The sequence below is a fragment of the Jiulongibacter sediminis genome, assembly GCF_001306455.1.
Lineage (GTDB): Bacteria > Bacteroidota > Bacteroidia > Cytophagales > Spirosomataceae > Jiulongibacter > Jiulongibacter sediminis.
Genome location: NZ_LGTQ01000009.1, coordinates 278,968 through 302,773, shown reverse-complemented (window position 1 = coordinate 302,773; position 23,806 = coordinate 278,968). Strand labels below are relative to the sequence as shown.

The window sequence follows — 23,806 nt, the reverse complement described above, 5'->3', positions numbered from 1 at the left end:
CTTACTCCGGATTTGAGATTTGAACAATCATTCCATCATACGCACCCGGTAAGGCTCTGTTTAGCATCAGAGCTCCATTTTCTACTCCTCTGATCATGGCTTTTCTATCCGAAACACTCACTACTGTCACCGACTCCTTCTTTAAAACCGAGTCATTTCTTACCACAAAAACGCTATTATCAGAAGTTAAAAGCGATCTGTCAATCTCCATTACATTTGGTTCTGTCTGAGCAGTCACAGAAGCTTCAAGAAACATTCCTTCGGTCAATCCGGCCCCGCTGAGTTGAATAAAGGCCTGAACCGTTTGAGTGGCCGGGTCAATAATACCATTCACCCTTTTTACAAAACCATTCCAGGTATGTTCTCCGCTGAGATCGTTGACGGTAACCCTTTTCCCAATCTTCAAATACTCCAGGTAGTCAGCATTAATATTGGCTTCCAGCTCAAAAACTGCAGGATTAATGAGTGACCCCAGCTTTTGACCGGTACGGATTAAGGTTCCGGGATCAACCAAGGCCTCAGTCAAAATTCCACTGAAGGGAGCTGTGATTTTATATTTAACCAATCTTTCTTCCAGATTTTTGATGGTGAAATAGGTAGAAACAATCTGGCGGGAGTTGATAAAGTATTTCTCCTTTTCGTTCAAAGGCTCCGGTAATTCTTTGAGCGTTTTCTGAATATCAAATTCGTTCAGATAAGCCTGCCATTGGTCAAAAGACTCCGGCAAGTCGAACTTCAAATCAGGCATAATAGAAACAATAGAGTTGTAGAGATTGCTTCGCTGAGCCACCAAACTGGAGTAAAACTCTTTAGAATCCATTTGAAGCAACTGTTCTCCTTTTTGGTATCGCTGACCCGGTTTGAAAGCTCTTTTACCTGGCAAAAGCACCCCCTGAACCTCAGAGTAAAGCTCAATACGCTCCTGAGCCTTGATAGTTCCATTGGTTTCTATCATGATGGGCAGGTCCATATTTTGGGCGGGAGCCACATAGACGGTATTGACCGTCTGATCTCTTCTGGCCCTTGGCGGCTGCTTACTATCTTTTAGCTTTTTGGAGAGAAAAAAGGCACCGGCAAGAATGGCCAGACCCAGTAAAATACTGATGAGAAGTCTCATTTGATCTTTAATATTGATTGACTTGTTAATGATATCGGCAAAAACGCATGGGTGCCGATCCGACTAGTGGTCGCAAAGAAATCCCAAAAGCGACTCGTTTCAAACTTATTTTGTTGCAAAATGCCTGATTTTATATCTATTCCGCAATAAGATCGACCTTTATTAATATTCAGATGAAGAAAACCTCCTCAATCCTTACCAATAATATTTAACCTCTTGGTTTTCGCGGCACTTACTCTTCGTTGGGAATTTTTCTTTGTATTTTCAAGATTCCTAAACCTATTGAAATGAAATCAACACGAAGAAACCTCCTCAAAGGCCTGGGACTGGCATCTGCCGGTTACCTTGGTTTTCCATCAGCCACGCTGGCTGGTCAATATCAACAAAAAACCAAAGGACTGAGCCAGGTAAAAATTACCAAAGTCAAGGCAATAGCCACCTGCCCACATGGTATAGAGCTCATTGTTGTTAAAGTAGAAACTTCAGAACCAGGCCTCTATGGTATTGGATGTGCCACTTTTAGACAAAGAGCTCATGCGGTAGTAGCGGCAATTGACAGCTATCTCAATGACTTTTGTATCGGCCGGGATGTCGATAATATTGAAGACATCTGGCAGGCCACCTATCAAAGTTCATATTGGCGAAATGGTCCTGTTTTAAATAATGCTTTAAGTGGCCTTGATCAGGCACTTTGGGATATTAAAGGTAAGCGAGCCAACATGCCGGTTTATCAATTACTTGGCGGTAAATGCCGTTTCGGAATAGATTGTTATGCCCACGCCAGCGGAAATAGCCCTGGAGAAGTCTCTGAAAGTGTTCAAAGTTTTATGGAACGAGGTTTCAGGCATGTCAGAATTCAAATGGGTGGTTATGGTGCAAGTCAGCTACTCGGTGGCTATGGCGATCAAAAAACACCTGCGACTCCTGATTTCAAACAACAGAAGTTCGGAATGCCGGATGACAATTACATGGATTCAGTGGTTTACACCAAAAGCGTATTGGACATGTTTTCAACTGTACGATCCCAATGCGGAGAGAAAGTGGAGCTTTTGCATGATATTCATGAACGTGTTCAACCCATGGAAGCGATCAGGCTGATTAAAGGACTGGAGGAGTTCAGACCATTCTTTATTGAAGACCCTTTTTCTCCTGAAAACAACCGCTACTTCCCGATGCTAAGGCAGCAAACTTCAGTACCCATTGCCATGGGTGAGCTTTTCAATAGCCCGCATGAGTGGACAGACCCAATGAAAAACCAGTGGTTCGATTATATAAGAATTCACGTTTCTCAAATAGGAGGCATCACTCCGGCTATGAAGGTGGCACGCCTGGGTGAGGCCTTCAACATCAGAACCGCCTGGCACGGACCCGGAGATGTTTCTCCTGTAGGTCATGCCGCGAATGCTCATATTGATTTTGCTATCTGGAATTTCGGAATTCAGGAATCTGTGCATTTTTCAGATACCCTGAAAGAGATTTTTCCGGGATCACCATGGGTTGAGAACGGGTATATGTATGTTAATGAATCACCCGGTCATGGTGTTGACATCAATGAAAAAGAAGCTAAGAAGTATCCGATCCCGGCTGTTCAGATGAACAACTGGACTCAACTGCGAAAAAATGATGGAACACTGATAAGACCCTGAAAAATCAGGAAACTTTATTCAGGAAATCACCTAAAGGCTTAAGTGTTTGAAAAACCGTTTTGGCATGCTCCAGAAAATCGGGTTTGGTTACCTCAATGTCTTTCACCTGATGTGTAGCCAAAAAACTCTTTCTTTTAAGAAGTTCAATGTGAGGATTTTCTTCGTCATAACCTTTGGGTGGCCGTTTCAGGCTTTCGCCTTCAAGTTCACCAAAAGTGCTTTTGAAGGCAGGATCGTTAATGACTTTTAAAAGATCAGCCCCATTATAGTCAATCTCCTGCCGGATGTTTTTCAGCCAGTCGCCCTGCGGCATATAAGCTCCACCGGCAAGCATACTTTCGCCCGGCCCGATATGTATGTAATAACCCGATCTTGAATGAATATCTGATCGTTTTTTAGCTGAAGTAATATGAGCACCAAAATGCGTTTTGTAAGGTGACTTATCTTTAGAAAAGCGAACATCACGGTAAATTCTGAATACTGTACTTTTAGCTGTATGATGGGCAATTTCCGGATCAAAAGTGGCAATGGCCTTGATCAGCTCATCAATAAAACCGTCAAAATTATCTTTAGCCTCCTGATAGACCGACTTGTTCTCTGTAAACCAGTCGCGATCATTATTGGCCTTGAGATCTTTGAGGAATTGAAAAGTACTTTTAGCTATTAAACTCATGAACTTTGTATTTTGATCAAGGTCTCAAATTAGCAAATTTGAGCTTATGCTCTTGCTAAAATAAGGAGCAAAACTCCATTTCAGACAATCTTAAGTCGGCTAAAAAGCATTTTGGCCGAAAGAGCGGCCACCACATTAATCAATAAAGCCAGCAAAAAAGACCAGCCGATTCCAAATGCGGGGATAAGGTAAACCAGCGAAACTAAAAAAGTGGCAAAACCCACTACCCCGGTAAACATACCTACGAGTGTAAGCCTTACCTGATGCATCCCCTGACCTATGTGAACAAAAACCGCCAACGTGGCCGTCATTACTGGAAAAGGTGTCAGAATACCACTCCATGTGGGCCCGAGCAACTTTGCGAAGTAGGTAAGAGCCACCACAAAAACTGTAATCATGATCATCCGTAGAGGAATGTCAAACCGGATTTTCCTCGAAAGGCCAATATCATTCCCTTTTACTTTCGGGAAGAAGCGAAGAGTGACCCCTATCATGGTCAGCAACACTACAAACCAAACTTCCGCCGGTAATAAAGGGGTAAAATTCATGAGTATACTACCTGGTAACAGAAAGGCAGCGATACCAATAAGCAAACTCGAAAAAGCCTTAAAACGCTGACCTGCAATCATATAAGCAGAACAAAAGCCCAACCAACAGATCAGCCCAACCAAAGCTCCGGGAATAGCATTTACGGCGAAAACTTCTCCCTGCTCTAATGCGATAAATAGTAAAATAGCTCCGCCAACCCATGGCATACCGGCTATTACACCACCAACCACATTCCCCCATTTTCTGCTGGCCAGCGTTACCAAAGCAATGACGGTAGGCATGGCCAGCACTTTGAACCAGAAAGTATCCATTTGATAAAAAAGGGTTTAATGTTTTTTTCTGAATCTGTTTTTAGCGTGTCGGCTTCTGTTACCTCCACCTCGCTGCTGTGGTTTTTGATTGCTTTTAGGTTGAGGCTCGTTAAAGGCTTCAGTTGGCTCAAAACCCTCCAGAATCTCTGTTTCAATTTTCATTTCCAGCAACTTCTCTATTCCTCTCAAATACGCCACTTCATCCGCTGAAACCAAAGAAATAGCTTCTCCGCTAGCCCCTGCCCTACCTGTACGACCGATGCGGTGAACGTAATCTTCAGGCACGTTAGGTAGCTCAAAGTTAATCACATGCGGCAGCTGCGGAATATCTAGACCTCTTGCCGCAATGTCTGTAGCCACCAAAACACTAATTTCTCCCGTTTTAAAACCTTCCAGAGCCTTGGTTCTGGCATTTTGAGTTTTATTGCCATGAATTGCGGCAGCAGTAATCTTCTGTTTTTGAAACTTTTGAGCCAGTCGGTTGGCTCCATGTTTTGTTCTGGTAAAAACCAGAACCTGATGCCAGTTGCCCTCCCAAATCAATTTAATGATTAACTCGGTTTTCTGAGCCTTATCCACTCTGTAGACCTTTTGATTAACAAGTTCGGCGGTCGTATTTTCAGGGGCGGCGGCAACAGTTACCGGGTTATCAAGAAAAGTAGCCGCCAGTTTTTTGATCTCCGGCGAAAAAGTGGCCGAGAAAAGTAAATTTTGCTTTCGGTCAGGCATCAGGGATATCACTTTCCTGATATCACGGATAAAACCCATATCAAGCATTCGGTCGGCCTCGTCAAGTACTAGGTACTCCACTTGGGTGAGTTGCAGAAGTTTTTGCTGCTGCAGATCCAACAAACGCCCCGGCGTGGCCACCAAAATATCAACACCTTGTTTCAATCGTGCGACTTGCGAATGCTGTTTGACTCCACCAAAAATAACGGCCGCTTCCAGACCGGTATGTCTGGCATATTCACGAGTTTCATCATAGACCTGAGCGGCCAATTCCCGGGTAGGCGTTAACACCAAAGCCCTGATGGGGCGGCGTTTGGTGATTGGTTTTTCAGATAAAAGTTGAATAAGCGGTAAGGCGAAGCCAGCTGTTTTCCCCGTACCTGTTTGAGCCGAAGCTAAAACATCTTTTCCTTGCAATACGGCCGGAATGGCCTTTTCCTGAATAAGTGTAGGTGTGGTGTATCCTTTCTCTTCAATTCCTTTGAGCAGTACATCGCTCAGTCCCAGTTCTTTAAATGACATATGTTTGGTTTGTGAAACGACCATCCATTTGACGTCATTTCTGTGAGGTGCAAAGGTAGAACTTATTCCCAAGCTCTACCTCTACACTCTCAAATCTCTTCTTACTACACATTAATCCCGCCACTCACTTCAATCCGCTGTCCGTTAATCCAACGGGCATCTTCTGAACAAAGGAAAGCTACTACACCACCGATATCTTCTGCGACTCCTACCCGGCCTAGGGGAGACATTCCACTTAGCCTCTCTTTCAGTTGCGGGTTATTGCGAATGGCTGCATTATTGAAATCAGTTTCAATGGGGCCGGGAGCCACCACATTGGGTTTGATACCTCTGTGGCCCAGTTCCTTGGCAAAATATTTTGTCAATGTCTCCACCGCTCCTTTCATGGACGCATAAATGGAATAACCCGGATTCACGAAACGAGTGGTTCCGCTGGAAAGTGTAACAATTCCACCGTCATTATTCATCAAAGGCAACAGCTTTTGTGTCAGAAAATAGACACCCTTATAATGCGTATTCATAAAGGCATCAAACTGGTCTTCCGTAGCCGTTTCAAAGGGTATAGTGCCTCCCATACCGGCATTATGTATCAAATAGTCAAAACCTGGATTTTCAAAAGTGCTTTCAAGGCTCTCCTTTACTTCGCCTGTAAAAGCCGAGAGTCCGCTCAAATCGGTTAAATCTAACTTCAAGGCCACTGACCTTGCTCCCTTTTCCTGAACAGATTTCACAGTTTCTTTGGCCAAATCTTTGTTTCCTTGATAGGTGAGTATAACATCCAATCCTTTTTCTGCCAATCTAATGGCCATTTCTTTACCAAGTCCACGGCTTCCACCGGTTACTAATGCAATTTTTCTTTTCATCTTCTTCTTTGATTTTTTGTTAGACAAAGGTCAGCTTGTTAAGTGCCACCTTGTTTGCGGGCATCAAATCAATAGTTGTAAAAATCAAACCTCTATCACAGCACGGTATTGAATAGGCGACAAACCTGTGTATCGTTTGAAAAAATTTGAAAAATGGGCTGTCTCTTCAAAACCCAGACAATAACTAACCTCAGAGACATTCCAGGAAGTTTCCTTTAATAAATATTGAGCTTCCCTGGCTATTCTTCGATTTATAATTTGAGAAGTTGGCAATTCTGTTGCCTCTTTCAATACCTTGTTTAAATAGTTAACATGAACAGACAATCGGTCAGCAAAATCACTTGGAGATCTCAACTGGACTCTTTGTTCAGGACTATCTAAGGTAAACTGCCGCTCTAATAATTCCAGAAAAAGAGAAGTGATGCGTTTAGTGGCATTTTGAGCCGACTGATGAGCAGGTGCAGGCTGAAGTTTCTGACCGAAATGCACCACTTCCATGACGTAGTTCCTCAGCAAATCATACTTATAAGCATAGTCAGAATTCAATTCCTGCTTCATTTTCTCAAAAATAGACGAGAGTTTCTCAAATTCAGGCCTATTTAATTTGAACACAGGGTGGTGATCTGAACGAAAGAGAGGCAACTCATCATAACCTCCGCCTTCCATTGTTTTAGGAATGAAGCTATCTGTAAACACGCAAAAGAATCCAGACTGATTCAGGTCTTGAGGAAAGTAATGATAAGGTACCCTTGGCGTGGAAAATAGTAATCCATATTCCTCTATCTCAATGGTCTCGTCGGCGTATTCTACCCTGTTTCTTCCATGAATGAGGCTTATTTTATGATAAGTGCGGCGATTATACGACATCTTCGGTTTTTCCGTGGCACCCTTGTACAATTCATCTATGACAAACAAATTGAAATGACCCACATCCTGAGCCAGACTAGACGGAGCCTCCTGATTAATTTCTGTATAAAACTGACTGATATCTCGCATTGGCTACTATTGCAAAAATCAAAGATATCACTTTAAACACAAATTCGGCTCCAACGATATTTGGAGGAATGACTTAGTCTTTCTCCAAACTGCTTTCATAAGAAATACCAATAAGTTATAGGTAGCATTTTGGGAAATTCCAGTATCTCTATAAGTGAGGTCCGTAGGTAAAAGAAAACTGCTAATTTCCAATCTCCCAGTTGACCAAACTGAACTAAAACGGCTTGGGAAGCATTGGTTTCTTAGGAATCAATCTTTCAAATAATACGTACAATGAAAAAACTAATGATAACATTGGCTGCGGTAGCCGTTTTGAGTTCATGCAGCAGTAGCTCAGAAGAAAACACAGAAACTCTTGAATCTACTGAAAATGCGGTAGCTGAAGTGGCAGAACCGGCGGCTCCTGCAAAACAGGAAGTGACTGTAGAGCTGGAATCAAATGATATGATGAAATTTAATAAGACCGAGATTTTCGTACCTGCTGGCTCAACGGTTACTTTGAATCTGACGCATACAGGAAAAATGGAAAAGGCTGTGATGGGTCATAACTTTGTGCTTTTGGCCAAAGGCACCGATATCCCTGCTTTTGTCAGCACCGCAATTGCCGCTAAAGAAAATGATTACATCCCTGAAAGCGATGCCATTATTGCTCACACAGGTTTGATCGGCGGCGGAGAAAGCACTTCAGTAACTTTTGAAGCTCCTGCCCCAGGAACATATCAGTTTATCTGTAGTTTCCCTGGTCACTACGGAGCTATGAAGGGTGAGTTTATCGTAGAGTAAACCCATTCAAATCATTGACAGAAAGGAGTTTCCATACAGAAGCTCCTTTTTATTTGCTCTTATCTGAGGAGTCTTTGGCTTGCCTCAGCTCCACAGGTATACTGGTTTGTGAACCATAGAGCTTAATTTCCGTGATATCGGCCGGCATATTGAGACCGTGTTCCAGAATAGCGTTTTTGACATTCTTCACCACTTCGCTTTTGATCTCCAACGCACCCCGGCGATATTCCATGGTACTTGTCCAGAAAAAAACTTTGAGATTTACTGTACTAACGCCTAATGATTCCACTGTCACGAAACTATCGTGCTCACCCTCATCAATGACATCTGGAGTAGCCGTAACCGCCTTTATAATCACCTCTTTGGCCAGCTCAATATTGTCTTCATAATCTATACCCACTTCAAACTCCAGACGATAAAAACCGTCTTCTGTATAGTTATAGACTGCTTTTTTAATGACATCGCTGTTTGGGATATAAACATCTCTACCATCAAAGGTTTTCATTTTCGTATATCTGAACTCCATGGCCTTTACCTTTCCAAAAATATCACCCACCAGTACCGTGTCATTGACATTAAAAGGGCGATTAAAGGCCAGAATAATTCCGGAAATAAAGTTCTCCCCCACGTCTTTGAAAGCAAAACCCACAATGATGGCCGAGGCCCCGGCAGCCGTGAGTAAGCCTGTAGCCAGATAACCCAACCCGGCAACATCTAAGGCCAACAGAATGAACAATGTAATGATGACCAGTCGAATAGTTTTACTAAGAAAATTGGTCACTAAAGGATCCTTCGACCTTCTTTTCAATGCATTATTGAAAACTCTTGACAGAAAAGTGGAAATCAGAAAACCAACAGCCACGATCAGGACAGCCAAAAGAAGAGAAGGAACCTGACTAATAATTCTCCCCAAAAGGGAGACCAGTGAATCAATAAAACGGTCAATGGTAATTTCCAGATTCATACCGAAATGGGATTTTCACTCAATTTACGAATAGCAATTGGAAGGAGATTACTTAAGGCATTGCAACAAGCCCTTCCCACCTCACTTCCCAATCTTCCGGAAAAGCATCTGAAGTAGCCATCAAAGCCAATGCCGTCAGGAGTCCCCCATTTCCCGGTAAATAAATAGTTAATCGCTGATCCTGGAAGTTATGCCCGTTCTTGAGATAAGTATTGGTTTTAATGGGCATCAACAATGCATCAACAGCCTTTTCTTTCATGCCCAAACGCGTGGCAGTCATTGAGACCATCGGGAAATCCCACCCCCAGGTGTCATGCCATTTCCAATCTGTCCAGATTTTTTCGAAAGTGGCTTTCATAACTTCTTTATCCAGTCCGCTGGTTTCAGGCAGCATTCCGTAAGTGCCCAGAACGCTAGGGTGATCAGTCATGAATTTTTCTGTGGTGTAAGAATCCGGAGTACTTTCTGTGGCCAAATAAACTCCTTCATTTTGAGGTAAGTCAGAGAGATTTTGAAGCACCTCATCCCATTTCTCATTTCGGGGTTTTCCTAATCTTTCACTCCAACTTTGAGCCGTTTCCAAAGCCCATCGCCAATAGGCCAGTTCATAGGTTGGGTTGTAGGTATCCTGAGGGTTAAATCTTTCCTGTGCAGGGATCACCCCCGGTCCCAGAATGTACCTGCCCGTGCTATCTTTCCACGCCAAGTCCGCCATAAACTCAGCCGTCTCATTGACAATTCTTTCATAAGTTTTAAGATTTTCCTCAGATGGATCTTGCTGATAAAGAAGTTCAGCAAACCAGATGGGATGCGGCTGATTCCATAATAAATAAGAACCTACAGAAGATGCTGTTTCTCCACCTTCATTATCGGTCATTTTTTGCCAACGGACTCCTTTAAAACCTTGTCTTTCCGCAATGGCTCGGGCACCTTCCATGGCTCTTGTGTACCAGCTCATTTGTTCTCTTAAAACTTCAGACCTACTCCAAAGCGGCCAATGGGTACTATGCCACCAAGGCATTTCCATATGCGGTTTTCCATACCAGCTGTTATAAGTCAAACCTGTTTCCTGCGGGAAACTACTACCACCACAATTGATCTTGGTCAGATACATGGAAAGAATCATTCTTCTTTCTAATTCTGTGGCCCGCTCATCCGTAACTTGTCCGAAATCGATCATGCCTCCGCTGTTCCAGAAATTCTCCCATGCCATGGCATTCTCCTGCCGGGAAGTTTCAAAACCTTGAGACGTCCGGGAGCGGCCCTGTTCATAAGTTACCGAAAAAGTCCATATTCCATCACCTTTATCGGGCTGTATATTCACAGAAGAATAGCTTTGGTCGGTTACCGTAATTTCACCGTCCGAAGAAACCAAAGTTTGATAATTATGACCTTTAACATGAGAGCTAATGGAGAGTCCGCCTTCAACTTTTTGAGTGTGGCAAACCTCTTCTCCTTCTCCAAAAGTATTGCCGCCATACTTCCAAACATCCAGTGGCTCAGGAAAGGCAATGTTGACTTTAAGATTTCCAGCTTTGATTAACTCTGACTCTACTTTGACCGAAATTTTATCTTCTTTTTGATCACAAAAAGTTATTACCGAAACAGGCTTTCCTTCAATCATATATTGACTACTTATTTCACCAGTCCAAACATCCAAAGTTTGATCGATTGATTGAATATCATTCAATTCAGCCAGTGAGCCATCTTCTTTAACAAACTGAAAACGAAGCTTTGCCAAATGCATCCGATGTGGATTTTGACGCAAATAATTTCCGGCTTTCCCGGCCTCAGTGTTTGAAGGATGCTGTCTGGCATAAGGCACTTTGCGGCCATGGGACTCAATATCCGCCATGGTTTCTTCAATTCGGTACTCCCGCTCAGCCGTGTAACTATACCAGGCCCATTCAGATTGCGTTCCCAATGGAACACCATTTTCATAAAAATCAGGGAATGATTGCAGGCCAGTGACATCAACAGTCATAGCGAAACGTCCATTTCCAACAGTTAATGAATTCAATGAATCTGCTTCGGTGAGATAAACGTTATGACGACTGACTACCGTTTTACGGTCAATTGGCTCACTGGAAGAACGGCCAGCCACGGCGAGGGTTAGCAAAAAGAGTAGTTTTTTCAAGACGGGTTGAGTTTTATACCCATCAAAGTTCAGCTTTTGAATGAATAGACCGTACAAGGCTTTCATGTACTTTCGGGGAAAGACTCTATTCAATCGATGAAAGAAGGATTCGGGGTGTTTTTAACTGAAACAACTACAAGGCAATCGGCGTAAACAAAATATCCACCCGCCGGTTTCGGGCTCTCCCCTCCCAGGTATTATTATCGTAGGCAGGCTCATCAAAAGCAAAATCTTTAAACTTGATAATCTCCTGTGGAACCTTAAAATTACGGAGAAGGTCAATGACACTTTGACTCCTCATTCGGCTCAAACGCTCATTAAACTCACGCCCACCTATGGGATCTGTATGGCTCATAATGCTGATTTCGTAGAACTCGATATTGGGTATATCGTTGACAATTTCCCAAAGGCTCTGCCGCTGCTCGCCGTCAATGTACCAACTGCCACCACCAAAATAAATGCTCTTCTGAATCTCTTTTGGCTGCTGAGCAACAAGTGGCAAGGGTAAAATAATCGAGAAGATAAGGAAGAGCTTTTTCATCATTGAAGAATTGATCTAATCAATTTACAATGAGCAGCTTGAAAAGTCAATCAAAGTCCAATCTTTAACATCCGTTTACCAGTTAACGGTAATTTTACTTCAAAACCAGTACCCAATCATTTCCGTCAACTTTCTCACCCGGCGGGTCAAAGGATTGGGTGTTTTTATTTTCAACAGTCCGCTCAAACTTCAATTCGCCCGAACGGGGATTATACCAGAATACATTGAGCTGATTAACCGGAAGGCTTCCCATTTTGAGTTGAATTGTCCGACCATTATAGGTGTAAACGTATAGACTACCGGTCGTTTGAGCCGCGGCCAGATAATCATATTTTTCACCCTGATTCATAATGAATTCCACAGCCGGCTTGCGACTGTAATAGTCGTCATCCGCTTCCATCAATGCCTTCAGATGTTGCATTTGACCGGCTCCATCTGCATCCAGAGCTTCTTTCCAGGTAATGAGTGGACTGTAACTGGCTCCCTCACCCAGCTCATTTTTATAAAACTGCATAATCGCATTATGTCCATAAGTGAAACCAGAGCCACCTGCCAAGATAGACCACCAGGCATATCTTCTCAAATCAGCGGCTGTCCAATACGGCTGAGTGCCGTCATGCAATCCGTGAGGTATACCCTCATAGGACGGCTCAGCATCCAATACTGGTTTGGGATTATTAAGGGTCAAAGCCTCTTCCACGAAACGATAATTATCCTCTCCATAACCTCTGGATTCTTCATTGGCGGGGTCTTGTCTATAATCCCTATGACCTGATTGAAACATATCAAAATCTAGCCATGCCTCATCGTGAAACCAGTCGAAACTGGCTGTACGACCAAAAGGGTGATAAGTAATCAAATGATCTTTATCGGTTTTGCGAAGAGTGTAGCCAATGGTTTGCCAAACTTCGGGTTTTATATCACCGCGTACATCGCCACCGTTCAGCCAGACGATGTTTGGGTATTTCCCGAATCTCGAAGTCAGAAAACGAGTGTAGCTTTCTACCTCATTGAGCGGTAATTCTATACCTTTGAAACTACTGCCCCAGATACAGACCATCCCGATAAATATCTCTCTTTTTTGAGCTTCCTGAACCACATATTCTACATGATCCCAATAATCATATTCAGCATCATCCTCAAAACTTTCTCCATCCGTCACCAAGAGCTTACCCAATGAATTTGATTCGATTGCTCTGTCGCCGTAAACATTCTCCACATCAGGCTTATGCATCACCATCACCTGAATCACATTATAGCCTTTGGTGGCCCGGTCATCGAGATATTGAATAGCCTCTTCTCTGCTAAGTTTTGAAAACAATAACCAACCTGTATCTGCCAGCCAGAAAAAAGGTTTACCTTCTGCAGTTTGAAGAAAACGGCGATTTTCGGAAACGGCTAGTTTCGGGATGCTTTGCCCAAAACCGGTCAAAAACAGTAAACTAAAAGCAAAGGGGAGGATTAGTTTTTTTGTACTCATAGGGTTTCAAAAGGCTTACCTGAGCAAGTTAACCAAAGCCTTTCAAATATTATGGAAGTGGTGGAAAACCCTGCATTTGCAGTGAGTCGCCCGTCTCAAAATTCATTTCAAAACAATAGGTTTTCAAACCATTACTTACTGCCATGAAGGGAGCTTTGAGAACCTTATTATACCGTGAAGCCTGAGCTACTGTTTTCTTTGAAACGGCTACTTCCGGAGCTTTGCACTCAATCAAAAAGTAGGGTTTTGCCTCTCGATCATAGACGACAATGTCTGACCTTTTCTCGAGGCTTTCGTATTGCAATCCACCCTCCAGTTTGATTAGATTTTTGGAGAAAGAGAATTGATTAATGAGTAAGTGAACAAGATGCTGACGCACCCATTCTTCAGGGGTAAGTCGCACATTTTTTTTGCGTAGGATATCAAAAACAAAGGTTTTGCCCTCAATTTCAGTAATTTTGCAGGCAATAGGCGGAAGATTTAATTTCTGCATCTCGTTCATCAACATTCAAAGAAAAGAAACCTATGACAAATAAAGAAGACATTGTCAAAAACTGGCTTCCACGCTACACCGGCACAGCCATTGAAGAATTCAGGCCCTATATTTTATTGACCAATTTTGGCAACTACGTAGAAATGTTTGCCGAAAAATTTGGCGTAGAAGTCAAAGGAAAAGATCGGGCCATGCAAACCGCTTCAGCCGGTGATATTACCATCATCAATTTCGGGATGGGGTCTGCTGTAGCAGCGACGGTTATGGATCTACTCACAGCGGTTATGCCGAAAGCTGTCTTATTCCTCGGCAAATGCGGTGGATTGAAACCTATCACAGAGCTTGGAGACTTCATCCTCCCGATTGCTGCCATCCGCGGAGAAGGTACCAGCAATGACTACGCCTTACCGGAGATTCCGGCTTTGCCTTCGTTCAGACTTCAGCGTTCTGTTTCTGAAATGATCATCAAACATGACATGGATTACTGGACCGGAACAGTTTACACCACCAACCGCAGAGTTTGGGAGCATGACGAAAAGTTTAAAAACTATTTGAAAGAAGTCAGAGCCTTGGGAATTGACATGGAAACGGCCACTATTTTCATTGTTGGCTTTGTGAACAGCATTCCACACGGGGCTCTCCTTTTGGTTTCGGATAACCCAATGACCCCAGACGGCGTAAAAACCGAGGATAGCGACAAGAAAGTCACGACCAATTTTGTCAAGAAGCACCTTGAAATAGGTATTGACTCTCTCAATGAGCTTGCCGCCTCCGGCAAATCAGTGAAACACATGCGTTTTGAGACTTAAAACGTCCGCTCCATAATCACAAAATTTATTCCTCCTTTTGAAAAGGTTACATTGGTTTTCTGCAAACCAAACTTTTCGTAAAAGGAGGTTTTGTTTGCCCGGGCATTACACCAAATCCTCTTGGCTTGCTGTTGCTGTGCAACCAGAATAACATGCTCAATCAGTTGAGAAGCATAACCCTTACCCTGACATTCTATCTCGGTGGCTAATTTCCGGAACTGGGCATCGCCCTCATCTGCAAACAAAGATATGATGGAAGCCAATCTCCCATTCACAAACAAACCAAAGTGTCGGCCGTTGGCGTCATTATCAACCTTGACATACTCAAAAGGCTTGTCGGGCCACATCACTTTATGACGAACAGGCCAGGTTTCTTCGGCAGCAATTTCCCGGATTTCAGTATTGATCATTTACCCTTGAACTCCGGTTTTCTTTTTTGAAGAAATGCCATTACCCCTTCTCCGAAATCCTCCGTAAAACCACATCTGGTCTGGCCTTTGGCTTCAGCTGCCAGCATTTGTTGTAAGGAGCTTTCGTAGGTTAAATTGAGCACCTTCTTCATCTGAGCGATGGCCACTGTGGGTGCAGAAGCATAGTAATCCGTCAGTTGATTTACAGTGGCTTCCAGCTCATTTGCAGGTGCTACTTTACTCACTAAACCCAGCTGTAAAGCTTCTTCCATGTAAATTTTTCGACCAGTGCTGCACAATTCAAAAGCTTTTTGAACCCCTACTAATCGAGGTAAAAAGTACATTGACCCGGCATCTGGCATCAGACCAATACCTACAAAAAGCTCTGTCATATACGTTTTATCATTGGCAATGATCAGATCACAGGCCAAAGCCAGTGACATCCCAGCACCTGCAGCAATACCGTTCATTTGACAAATGACCGGTTTGGGACATTCCCGAATCCCGATAATGAGTGGCTCATAGTTTTCGGCAAGAATTTCTCCCAAAGGCCGGCCCGCATTGGCCATTCCATCTTTTAAATCGGCACCCGAGCAGAAGGCCTCAGCACCAGTGGCAGTCAAAGTAATGACCCGTATCGTCTCGTTTTCACCGAGTTCCTGAAAGGCAGATGCAAGCTCTTTGAGTATTGGGGCGTTAAGGGCGTGAAAAACCTCAGGCCTGTTCAGGCTGATTTTGGCTTTTGGCCCATCTATTTCAAGAATAATATTTTGATAGTCCATGTGTTGTTGATCCGTGTATATCGGGCAAATTAGGAAAAATAACCGAATACCATTCTGACAAGTTTTAATTGTAGAATTCAATCTTTTTCTTAGCCGTCCAGATATTTTTTAAGAAATTGACCCCGCTTTTTACCTCAATCGTTTGCATTAAAAGCCACTGTTTCAATGGATCAGAAAAGCAACCTCGATAAAGTCACTGCTGCCGGCCTTTTAGTGGCCATGGGAATCATCTATGGTGATATTGGCACCTCGCCCCTTTATGTAATGAAAGCCATTGTGGGCGACAGGCCCATTACGGAGGATATTGTACTTGGAGGTGTATCGTGCGTCTTCTGGACATTGACGCTGATCACTACGATAAAGTACGTTATCCTAATTCTCAAAGCCGACAATAACGGGGAAGGTGGCACTTTGGCTCTCTTTGCTCTGGTAAGACGACATGCCAAATGGCTGACAGTGCCTACCATGATTGGGGGTGCAGCCTTGCTGGCAGATGGAATCATTGCCCCGCCTATTTCGGTTTCTTCGGCTATTGAAGGTCTTGAGATTCTTTATCCTGATATTCAGACCATTCCCATCGTTATTACGATTCTGACCATCCTTTTTGTGGTTCAGATTTTCGGGACAAAAGTGGTGGGCTATGCTTTCGGGCCAATTATGGCGGTTTGGTTTTCCATGCTCGCCATTTTGGGGGTTTCAATGATTGTTCAATACCCGATGGTGCTGAAGGCCCTCAACCCCTATTATGCTTTTAATTTACTGGCCAATTACCCTGGTGGTTTTTACCTTTTGGGGGCGGTTTTCCTGTGTACCACAGGAGCCGAGGCTCTCTACTCTGACCTTGGGCATTGCGGAAGGGGAAACATCAGAATCAGTTGGATTTATGTCAAAACCTGTTTAATTCTCAATTATTTCGGTCAGGCTGCCTGGTTAATGCTCCATGAAGGGCAAATGCTTGGTGATAAAAAGCCGTTTTTTCAATTGATGCCGGAGTGGTTCATTTTGCCGGGTATTGCTATTGCCACCATGGCTACCATCATTGCCAGTCAGGCTATGATCAGTGGCTCATTCAGTTTAATTTCTGCGGCTATTCGCCTTAATTTCTGGCCAAAAGTAAAAATTCACTACCCTTCAAATGAAAGGGGGCAATTGTACATACCTAGTGTTAATGTGTTGCTTTACCTCGGTTGTATTGCAGTAGTACTATATTTCAGGCGATCTGAAAATATGGAGGCCGCCTATGGTTTAGCCATTACGGTTACCATGCTTATGGACACCATTTTGATGAGCTATTTCCTCTATACGCATCGAAGTAAAAAACGTTTTGTCTTTACTTTTCTGACCGTTTTCCTTCTCATAGAGTTTGCTTTCCTTTTTGCCAATCTTGAGAAGTTCCCGCATGGAGGTTGGGTATCCTTATTGATCTGTATTGCCTTGGGGTCAGTGATGTACATCTGGCTCAAAGCGAGTGAAATTAAATTACGATTAACTGAATTTGAGAAGTTGGATAAATACCTGGAATCGCTCAAAGAACTTTCAAAAGATATAACGGTTCCTAAATATACCACGCACCTCATTTTCATGAGCAATGCCTCCAGGGAGTCGGAGATTGAGTCGAAAATCATCTACTCCATCTTTCAAAAAAGACCAAAGCGGGCAGATGTTTACTGGTTTGTTCATGTGGATACCACTGATGAGCCAAATACCCTCGAGTATAAGGTAAAACACTGTGCACAGGATGACGTCTATAAAATAACGTTCAGGCTTGGTTTCAGACAGCCGCATAAAATTCACTTATACTTCAGGCATGTACTGGAAGAAATGGTGAGAAATGCTCAGGTGGATATCCGAAGCCGATATGAGTCACTCAACAAGCATAATGTGATTGGCGATTTCAGGTTTGTGGTGTTAAAGAAATTCCTGGCTTCCGAGAATGATCTCCCCTTCTGGGAAAACGTGGTGATGAAGTCCTATTTCTTTATCAAACAGTTTACCATGTCTGAAGAAACCTGGTTTGGGCTTGACTCATCGGCAGTTAAAGTTGAACATGTGCCCTTAGTGATCAGGCCCGTTGAGAATGTTCCTCTGAAAGAGATTCCGTGGGATGAATGAAACTAATCTCCCCTGGATGCCTGTTTTTCAAATCCAATTAAACAGATATCTATGTCAGAAAAAGTAGCATTTATTACAGGAGGAAGTAAAGGGATAGGATTAGGTGTGGCCGAAAAACTAATCAACCAAGGCATCAAAGTGGCTCTAACCAGTCGGTCATTAGAAGCGGCTAAAGAGGCTGCTTCTGAACTCAATAAAATCAAAGCAGGTTTTGCCCTGGGAATTGAGTCCGATGTCCGCAATCTTGATTCTCAAAAGAAAGCCGTTGCCACAGTCTTAGAGAACTGGGGACGTATCGATTACTTTATTGCTAATGCGGGAGTAGGTCATTTTGCTCCGATCAGCGAACTTACTGTTGACCAATGGAACGAAACCATTGATATTAATCTGACGGGTGTTTTCTACTCAGCAAAAGCATGTTTAGACGCTTTAAAAGCGTCAAAAGGATATTTCATTACCATTGCCAGTCTAGCGGGCACAAACTTCTTTCAGGCGGGCTCCGCTTATAATGCTAGTAAATTTGGATTAGTAGGGTTTACTCAGGCCATGATGCTAGATGTACGAAACGACGATATTAAAGTGAGTACCATTATGCCCGGCTCCGTAGCCACCTATTTCAATGGGCATACGCCTTCAGATGCCGATGCCTGGAAAATTCAGCCGGAAGATATCGGGCAGATTGTCTCAGATCTGATCAGAATGCCGGCCCGAACGCTGCCAAGTAAAATTGAAGTGAGGCCAAGTAAAACGGCAAAGAGGTAATTATAAAACCGAATTCTCCGGTTTGCCACCTAATTTGTAAGGATAGTCTGTGGTATAATGCAAACCACGGCTCTCCTTACGCATTTGGGCACATTTGATCACCATTTCAGCACACAAAATCAGGTTTCTAAGCTCACAAAGCTTCACCGAAAGCTTGCTCTTTTTGTAGAACTCTTCAGTTTCTTCTTTGAGCATTTGTAGTCTTCGCATCGCCCGGTTTAAACGGAAATCTGACCGAACAATACCCACATAATCAGACATCATTCGCTGAAGCTCCCTAAGGTTATGTGTCACCAGAATCTCTTCATTGATTTGCACCGCCCCGAACTCATCCCACTCCGGCACTTTGACGTTAAACTCTACCCCCTCAATATTCTCAAGAGCTCTTTGAGCGATTCTATTTCCAAAGACGGCGGCTTCCACCAAAGAATTGGAAGCCAGACGATTGGCCCCATGTAGACCTGTTGAAGAACATTCACCACAGGCGAACAAGTTTTTAATACTCGACTGTCCTTCTTCATCCACCAAAATTCCACCACATAAGTAGTGAGCGGCCGGGGTTACCGGAATATAATCCTTTGTCATGTCGATACCCAAACTCAGGCATTTCTCATAAATTGTAGGGAAATGATCGAGAATAAGTTCTTTTGGTTTATGACTTATGTCTAGGTAAACGTACTCCTCCCCTGACTTCTTCATTTCCGCATCAATGCTCCGAGCTACAATATCCCTTGGAGCCAGCGAGCCACGCTCATCATAGTCATACATGAACTCGCGGCCACTCAAATCACGTAAAACACCGCCTTCTCCGCGAACAGCTTCGGTCACCAAAAAACTCGGAAAAGACCCTGGATTGTATAAGGAAGTGGGGTGAAACTGAATCATCTCCATATCTCTAACCTTTCCTTTAGCACGGTACACCATGGCAATACCGTCACCGGTTGCAATAACCGGATTCGTGGTGGCAGCATATATATGTCCAGCTCCACCAGTAGCCATCAATGTCATTTTCGACAGAATTTTCTCCACCTCGCCGGTATTGACATCTAGGGCATAAATGCCGAAGCATGTGGTATCTGTATTTTCACGTTTCACCTCCTGACCAAGATGGTGTTGAGTGATAATTTCAACTGCATAATAATGCGTTAAAATCTCAATATTGGGGTTCTTTTCCACGGCCTCCAGTAAGGTTCTTTCAATCTCCCAGCCCGTTATATCTTTATAGTGCAGAATTCTTTTTTCAGAGTGACCACCCTCGCGGGTCAAATCATAATCACCATCGTCATCTTTGTCAAAATTAGCTCCGTAGTCAATCAATTCCCTTATCCTGTCCGGACCTTCTTTGACTACAATTTCCACAATATCACGATCACAAAGACCATCTCCCGCTATCAGCGTATCCTCAATATGCTTTTCAAAAGTATCTACTTCCGGATCAAAAACAGCAGCAATACCACCCTGTGCATATTTTGTGTTAGTTTCATCAGCATTATTGACCTTGGTCAGAACTAATACCTTGCCTTTTTCAGCTGCTTTGAGGGCAAAACTTAATCCGGCAATACCAGAACCGATGACCAAAAAATCTGTTTGTCGCATAGTCGGGTTGAAATATTCAGCAAAAAAGGCTTAAAAAGTTGGCTTAGCCAAGCCCCTCGCGTAGAAGGTCGTGCATGTGAATGAATCCGAGTAACTGCCCATCTTCTTCCACGATCAAGTGTGTGATACTGTTTGATTTCATAAAAGCAAGAGCCTTTGAAGCATTAACCTCCGGCTTTGTAGTTTTCGGATTTTGACTCATGATTTCACTGGCTTTAAGACCTTTATAATCCTCATGACTTTTAAGCATTCGTCTGAGATCACCATCAGTAATAATACCTAAAACCGTATTACCCTCATTCACAACGGCTGTAGCCCCAAGGCGTTTTGAAGAAATCTCCATAATTACCTCTTCGACACTACTATTTGGCCCCACTTTCGGAATTGCATTATTCGGGTAAACATCACCTACTGTCAATAACATTTTTTTACCCAAACTTCCACTAGGATGATTACGGGCGAAGTCTGAAGTCGTAAAATCCCTGGCCTCCATAAGACATACCGCAAGGGCATCGCCCATCGCCAAAGCTACAGTTGTAGAAGTGGTTGGAGCCAGATTATTACGACAGGCCTCTTCTTCGACACTTACATCTAAAATACAATTTGACGCTCTTGCAATTGTAGAGCTAACATTGCCTGTGAGGGCGATATGTTTACATTCAATTCGTTTAAAATAAGGTAAAAGTTTTACCAGTTCTTCTGTCTCTCCACTTTTTGAGATACTGATCACAATATCACTTTTGTCCAATATTCCGATATCACCGTGAAGAGCATCAGCACTGTGAAGAAAAACAGAAACCTGACCTGTTGAATTAAACGTAGCAGAAATCTTTTGAGCTATCAGAGCACTTTTACCTACACCTGTAAGTACTACTTTGCCTTTTGAGCTCAATATCAGCCGAATAGCTTCTTCAAACCGACCATCAATTGCACTTTTTAAAGATTCTATTGCCTCAGACTCAGCGGTTAAAACTTTTTTACCAAGCTCAATAAGATTTTTATTTATTTTCGTTTCCACTTAAAAAATCGGGAATAAGTTAGGCTCAAAATTAGCAAACTTTAGCCCGAAATGAACAGACTTCTGAACGCTTTTCGGGGATAAACCACGATATCGATTATTCGAAAAGTATTGATTATATTTATCAATCAACATGATATTTGAAGTTGTTGAAGTGAATGAAGTTTTTTGATAGAAGTACAGCAAGATCATGAGTGTAACACCAATAGAAGACAAGCTGAAGCAAAACCTTAAAGACATCTTTGGTTTTGATAAATTCAGGGGTGAGCAAGATAAGATTATACATAGTATTGTAAAAGGCGATAACACTTTCGTGATCATGCCTACCGGTGCTGGTAAGTCACTTTGTTATCAGCTACCCGCAATCACCTTAGAAGGAACGGCTGTGGTAATTAGTCCGTTGATTGCCCTGATGAAAAACCAGGTGGACCAAATGAAAGGTTTTGGCATTAATGCCCGTTTCCTGAACTCCACACTGAATAAGTCAGAGATGAATAAGGTCAAAAAGGACGTTCTGGAAGGTGAGTGTAAGCTCCTCTACATTGCTCCGGAATCTTTGACCAAAGAAGACAATCTCATTTTTCTGAAGTCTGCAAAGCTATCTTTTGTGGCCGTAGATGAGGCCCACTGTATTTCAGAATGGGGACATGATTTCAGACCTGAATACCGAAAAATCAGAAGTATTATTGAAAGTATTGATGAAAAGCTGCCCATTATTGCTCTTACGGCAACAGCAACACCAAAGGTTCAGCTTGATATCAAGAAAAACCTTAATATGGATGATTCTAAGCTCTTTAAAACTTCTTTTAACAGAGCCAATCTCTATTACGAGGTAAGACCCAAGAAAAACCCTAAAAAGCAGCTTCTGCAATTTATTAGCGGCCTGAAAGGTAAAAGTGGAATTGTGTATTGCCTTAGCCGAAAAAAAGTGGAGGAGATTGCCAACCTTCTTTCAGTGAATGGTGTAAAAGCTCTTCCGTATCATGCCGGCCTTGATCCTGATGTAAGAATGAATAATCAGGATGCTTTTCTGAATGAAGAATGTGATGTAGTCGTTGCCACCATTGCCTTCGGGATGGGTATTGATAAACCTGACGTTCGTTTCGTGGTGCATTATGATGCTCCTAAATCTCTTGAAGGCTACTATCAGGAAACCGGAAGAGCCGGCCGTGATGGCCTTGACGGTACCTGCCTTATGTTTTACGCCTATGATGACGTCCTGAAACTGGAGAAGTTTAATAAAGATAAAACGGTAACAGAGCGTGAAAATGCCAAGGCTCTGTTGATGGAAATTGTGGCCTACTCAACTCTGGGGGTTTGCCGAAGACGTCAGCTGTTGAGCTATTTTGGTGAGTACATGAACGACGATTGCGGTTTTTGTGATAACTGTAAAAAGCCGACGAAGAAGTTTCAGGTGGAGGAAGAGGCCGTTCTGGGTATGAAAGCTATTCTGGCCACCGACCAACGTTTTTCCATTCAGCATGTGGCAGATGTTTTGACGGGCAACACTGAGAATAACGATTATATCCAAAGTCATGGCCACGATAAACTTCCTGAGTATGGCAAAGGATTGGAATACTTCAAATCTGAAGAAGTTGTCTATAAACCTAAAGGTAAAAACGCCGATAAAGACGAGCAGGAAGAATACACCGTAACCGACAAGTGGGTTTCTGTTCTAAGACAGCTTCTGGTCTTTGGTTATATTGAGAAAGACATTGAGAATTACGGTGTGGTAAAAGTGACCGAAAAAGGTCACAAATACTTAGCTGACCCTTATCAGATTGAAATGCATGATGACCATGACCTTTCTGAAGCCGAGGGCAGCCGTGACGACGAAATTCAGACCTCCGCCCCGGGAGGAGCCGGTGGTGCGGCCGATGAGGCACTTCTGGAAATGCTGAAAGCCTTATGTAAAAAAGTAGGAAAGCAGCAAAATATCCCGCATTACGCAGTTTTTCAGGAACCATCTTTACAGGAGATGGCCACCACCTACCCTACCACCATGGATGCCATCACTCAGGTGCAGGGTGTGGGACAGGGCAAGGCACGAAAATTCGCTAAGCCTTTTTTAGAACTGATCAGCAAATACGTTGAAGATAATGACATTGAAACCACCCAGGATTTCATTGTAAAATCAGCCGTTAATAAGTCAAAAACCAAGATTTATATCATTCAACAGATTGACCGTAAGGTAAGTCTTGATGAAATTGCCGAGTCAAAGGGAATGGCCTTTGAAGACCTTCTTTCTGAAATAGAAAACATCTGCTATTCAGGCACCAAGCTGAATCTCGACTATTATATCGACGGAGAGATAGACGAAGATAAACAGGATGACATTTTCGATTATTTCATGTCTGCGGAGAGTGACAAGATCAAGGACGCCCTGGCCGAGTTTGACGATTATGATGATGAGGTCACTGAAGAAGATCTCAGATTAATGCGAATTAAATTCTTAAGTGAGGTGGCTAATTAAGCCACCTTTTTTTATTTAAAAAGGGTACATCAGAGGCCCG

21 protein-coding genes are annotated in these 23,806 nt (G+C 43.0%); 6 read left to right on the top strand and 15 right to left on the bottom strand.

Annotation, left to right across the window (positions count from 1 at the left end; translation table 11 throughout):
- Position 1: 1 nt before the first annotated feature.
- A complete protein-coding gene (locus AFM12_RS12045) occupies positions 2–1,117 on the bottom strand; it encodes an efflux RND transporter periplasmic adaptor subunit (RefSeq protein WP_055148526.1) in 1,116 nt (371 codons plus the stop codon).
- 287 nt (positions 1,118–1,404) lie between these two features.
- Here AFM12_RS12045 and AFM12_RS12040 point away from each other — a divergent pair, with 287 nt between their 5' ends.
- On the top strand, positions 1,405–2,763 hold the full coding sequence (locus AFM12_RS12040) for an enolase C-terminal domain-like protein (RefSeq protein WP_055148525.1): 1,359 nt from the start codon (positions 1,405–1,407) through the stop codon (positions 2,761–2,763).
- A gap of 4 nt (positions 2,764–2,767) precedes the next feature.
- Here the strand turns inward: AFM12_RS12040 and AFM12_RS12035 are convergent, their stop codons facing one another.
- The 5 genes from AFM12_RS12035 to AFM12_RS12015 all read right to left on the bottom strand — a co-directional run bounded on the left by AFM12_RS12035 (position 2,768) and on the right by AFM12_RS12015 (position 7,406).
- A complete protein-coding gene (locus AFM12_RS12035; protein WP_055148524.1) occupies positions 2,768–3,436 on the bottom strand; it encodes a DUF2461 domain-containing protein in 669 nt (222 codons plus the stop codon).
- Positions 3,437–3,516: 80 nt separating this feature from the next.
- Positions 3,517–4,296 carry a hypothetical protein gene (locus tag AFM12_RS12030; protein WP_055148523.1) on the bottom strand — a complete coding sequence of 260 codons (780 nt, stop codon included), beginning with the start codon at positions 4,294–4,296 and terminating at the stop codon, positions 3,517–3,519.
- 15 nt (positions 4,297–4,311) lie between these two features.
- A complete protein-coding gene (locus AFM12_RS12025) occupies positions 4,312–5,547 on the bottom strand; it encodes a DEAD/DEAH box helicase (protein WP_055148916.1) in 1,236 nt (411 codons plus the stop codon).
- Between the two features lie 104 nt (positions 5,548–5,651).
- Positions 5,652–6,410: an SDR family NAD(P)-dependent oxidoreductase gene (locus AFM12_RS12020; protein WP_055148521.1), complete on the bottom strand. Its 759-nt coding sequence runs from the start codon at positions 6,408–6,410 to the stop codon at positions 5,652–5,654.
- Positions 6,411–6,494: 84 nt separating this feature from the next.
- On the bottom strand, positions 6,495–7,406 hold the full coding sequence (locus AFM12_RS12015) for a helix-turn-helix domain-containing protein (protein ID WP_055148519.1): 912 nt from the start codon (positions 7,404–7,406) through the stop codon (positions 6,495–6,497).
- 273 nt (positions 7,407–7,679) lie between these two features.
- Here AFM12_RS12015 and azu point away from each other — a divergent pair, with 273 nt between their 5' ends.
- The gene (gene azu, locus AFM12_RS12010; RefSeq protein WP_095533222.1) at positions 7,680–8,189 is read left to right on the top strand and encodes an azurin; all 510 of its coding nucleotides are present in this window, start codon (positions 7,680–7,682) and stop codon (positions 8,187–8,189) included.
- Positions 8,190–8,238: 49 nt separating this feature from the next.
- Here the strand turns inward: azu and AFM12_RS12005 are convergent, their stop codons facing one another.
- The 5 genes from AFM12_RS12005 to AFM12_RS11985 all read right to left on the bottom strand — a co-directional run bounded on the left by AFM12_RS12005 (position 8,239) and on the right by AFM12_RS11985 (position 13,804).
- On the bottom strand, positions 8,239–9,153 hold the full coding sequence (locus tag AFM12_RS12005; RefSeq protein ID WP_055148517.1) for a mechanosensitive ion channel family protein: 915 nt from the start codon (positions 9,151–9,153) through the stop codon (positions 8,239–8,241).
- Between the two features lie 52 nt (positions 9,154–9,205).
- On the bottom strand, positions 9,206–11,290 hold the full coding sequence (locus tag AFM12_RS12000) for a hypothetical protein (protein WP_095533224.1): 2,085 nt from the start codon (positions 11,288–11,290) through the stop codon (positions 9,206–9,208).
- Positions 11,291–11,423: 133 nt separating this feature from the next.
- The gene (locus tag AFM12_RS11995) at positions 11,424–11,834 is read right to left on the bottom strand and encodes an OmpA family protein (protein ID WP_055148515.1); all 411 of its coding nucleotides are present in this window, start codon (positions 11,832–11,834) and stop codon (positions 11,424–11,426) included.
- A 91-nt stretch (positions 11,835–11,925) separates the two neighbouring features.
- A complete protein-coding gene (locus AFM12_RS11990) occupies positions 11,926–13,311 on the bottom strand; it encodes a glycoside hydrolase family 140 protein (RefSeq protein WP_055148513.1) in 1,386 nt (461 codons plus the stop codon).
- A gap of 49 nt (positions 13,312–13,360) precedes the next feature.
- Complete coding sequence (locus AFM12_RS11985) at positions 13,361–13,804, bottom strand: type I restriction enzyme HsdR N-terminal domain-containing protein (RefSeq protein WP_055148913.1); 444 nt, start codon at positions 13,802–13,804, stop codon at positions 13,361–13,363.
- 32 nt (positions 13,805–13,836) lie between these two features.
- On the opposite strand from AFM12_RS11985, the gene AFM12_RS11980 reads away from it, so the two are divergent.
- A complete protein-coding gene (locus tag AFM12_RS11980) occupies positions 13,837–14,613 on the top strand; it encodes an AMP nucleosidase (protein WP_055148510.1) in 777 nt (258 codons plus the stop codon).
- On the opposite strand, the gene AFM12_RS11975 is transcribed toward AFM12_RS11980, so the two are convergent.
- On the bottom strand, positions 14,610–15,023 hold the full coding sequence (locus tag AFM12_RS11975; protein ID WP_055148507.1) for a GNAT family N-acetyltransferase: 414 nt from the start codon (positions 15,021–15,023) through the stop codon (positions 14,610–14,612). The two genes, AFM12_RS11980 and AFM12_RS11975, sit on opposite strands and share 4 nt — an antisense overlap.
- Positions 15,020–15,805 carry an enoyl-CoA hydratase/isomerase family protein gene (locus AFM12_RS11970; protein WP_055148501.1) on the bottom strand — a complete coding sequence of 262 codons (786 nt, stop codon included), beginning with the start codon at positions 15,803–15,805 and terminating at the stop codon, positions 15,020–15,022. The genes AFM12_RS11975 and AFM12_RS11970 overlap by 4 nt, the downstream gene beginning before the upstream one ends.
- 165 nt (positions 15,806–15,970) lie before the next feature.
- Here AFM12_RS11970 and AFM12_RS11965 point away from each other — a divergent pair, with 165 nt between their 5' ends.
- Both AFM12_RS11965 and AFM12_RS11960 read left to right on the top strand, forming a co-directional pair.
- A complete protein-coding gene (locus AFM12_RS11965; protein WP_055148499.1) occupies positions 15,971–17,917 on the top strand; it encodes a KUP/HAK/KT family potassium transporter in 1,947 nt (648 codons plus the stop codon).
- Positions 17,918–17,968: 51 nt separating this feature from the next.
- Positions 17,969–18,679 carry an SDR family oxidoreductase gene (locus tag AFM12_RS11960; protein WP_172678815.1) on the top strand — a complete coding sequence of 237 codons (711 nt, stop codon included), beginning with the start codon at positions 17,969–17,971 and terminating at the stop codon, positions 18,677–18,679.
- On the opposite strand, the gene nadB is transcribed toward AFM12_RS11960, so the two are convergent.
- Both nadB and AFM12_RS11950 read right to left on the bottom strand, forming a co-directional pair.
- The gene (nadB, locus tag AFM12_RS11955) at positions 18,680–20,275 is read right to left on the bottom strand and encodes an L-aspartate oxidase (protein WP_055148495.1); all 1,596 of its coding nucleotides are present in this window, start codon (positions 20,273–20,275) and stop codon (positions 18,680–18,682) included.
- A 43-nt stretch (positions 20,276–20,318) separates the two neighbouring features.
- On the bottom strand, positions 20,319–21,293 hold the full coding sequence (locus AFM12_RS11950) for a KpsF/GutQ family sugar-phosphate isomerase (protein ID WP_055148493.1): 975 nt from the start codon (positions 21,291–21,293) through the stop codon (positions 20,319–20,321).
- A 190-nt stretch (positions 21,294–21,483) separates the two neighbouring features.
- On the opposite strand from AFM12_RS11950, the gene AFM12_RS11940 reads away from it, so the two are divergent.
- Positions 21,484–23,766, top strand: coding sequence for a RecQ family ATP-dependent DNA helicase (locus tag AFM12_RS11940; RefSeq protein ID WP_055148489.1), 2,283 nt, complete (start codon positions 21,484–21,486; stop codon positions 23,764–23,766).
- Positions 23,767–23,806: the final 40 nt, after the last annotated feature.

What these genes read in the sequence shown, in the direction of transcription:
- AFM12_RS11965 (WP_055148499.1), top strand. Translation starts at nt 15,971, where the DNA reads ATGGATCAGAAAAGCAACCTCGATAAAGTCACTGCTGCCGGCCTTTTA.
- AFM12_RS11990 (WP_055148513.1), bottom strand. Translation starts at nt 13,311, where the DNA reads ATGAGTACAAAAAAACTAATCCTCCCCTTTGCTTTTAGTTTACTGTTT.
- AFM12_RS12040 (WP_055148525.1), top strand. Translation starts at nt 1,405, where the DNA reads ATGAAATCAACACGAAGAAACCTCCTCAAAGGCCTGGGACTGGCATCT.
- AFM12_RS11960 (WP_172678815.1), top strand. Translation starts at nt 17,969, where the DNA reads ATGTCAGAAAAAGTAGCATTTATTACAGGAGGAAGTAAAGGGATAGGA.
- AFM12_RS12005 (WP_055148517.1), bottom strand. Translation starts at nt 9,153, where the DNA reads ATGAATCTGGAAATTACCATTGACCGTTTTATTGATTCACTGGTCTCC.
- AFM12_RS11940 (WP_055148489.1), top strand. Translation starts at nt 21,484, where the DNA reads ATGAGTGTAACACCAATAGAAGACAAGCTGAAGCAAAACCTTAAAGAC.
- AFM12_RS12035 (WP_055148524.1), bottom strand. Translation starts at nt 3,436, where the DNA reads ATGAGTTTAATAGCTAAAAGTACTTTTCAATTCCTCAAAGATCTCAAG.
- AFM12_RS12030 (WP_055148523.1), bottom strand. Translation starts at nt 4,296, where the DNA reads ATGGATACTTTCTGGTTCAAAGTGCTGGCCATGCCTACCGTCATTGCT.
- AFM12_RS11980 (WP_055148510.1), top strand. Translation starts at nt 13,837, where the DNA reads ATGACAAATAAAGAAGACATTGTCAAAAACTGGCTTCCACGCTACACC.
- azu (WP_095533222.1), top strand. Translation starts at nt 7,680, where the DNA reads ATGAAAAAACTAATGATAACATTGGCTGCGGTAGCCGTTTTGAGTTCA.
- AFM12_RS11985 (WP_055148913.1), bottom strand. Translation starts at nt 13,804, where the DNA reads ATGCAGAAATTAAATCTTCCGCCTATTGCCTGCAAAATTACTGAAATT.
- AFM12_RS12015 (WP_055148519.1), bottom strand. Translation starts at nt 7,406, where the DNA reads ATGCGAGATATCAGTCAGTTTTATACAGAAATTAATCAGGAGGCTCCG.
- AFM12_RS12025 (WP_055148916.1), bottom strand. Translation starts at nt 5,547, where the DNA reads ATGTCATTTAAAGAACTGGGACTGAGCGATGTACTGCTCAAAGGAATT.
- AFM12_RS12020 (WP_055148521.1), bottom strand. Translation starts at nt 6,410, where the DNA reads ATGAAAAGAAAAATTGCATTAGTAACCGGTGGAAGCCGTGGACTTGGT.
- AFM12_RS11970 (WP_055148501.1), bottom strand. Translation starts at nt 15,805, where the DNA reads ATGGACTATCAAAATATTATTCTTGAAATAGATGGGCCAAAAGCCAAA.
- AFM12_RS11995 (WP_055148515.1), bottom strand. Translation starts at nt 11,834, where the DNA reads ATGATGAAAAAGCTCTTCCTTATCTTCTCGATTATTTTACCCTTGCCA.
- AFM12_RS11975 (WP_055148507.1), bottom strand. Translation starts at nt 15,023, where the DNA reads ATGATCAATACTGAAATCCGGGAAATTGCTGCCGAAGAAACCTGGCCT.
- nadB (WP_055148495.1), bottom strand. Translation starts at nt 20,275, where the DNA reads ATGCGACAAACAGATTTTTTGGTCATCGGTTCTGGTATTGCCGGATTA.
- AFM12_RS12045 (WP_055148526.1), bottom strand. Translation starts at nt 1,117, where the DNA reads ATGAGACTTCTCATCAGTATTTTACTGGGTCTGGCCATTCTTGCCGGT.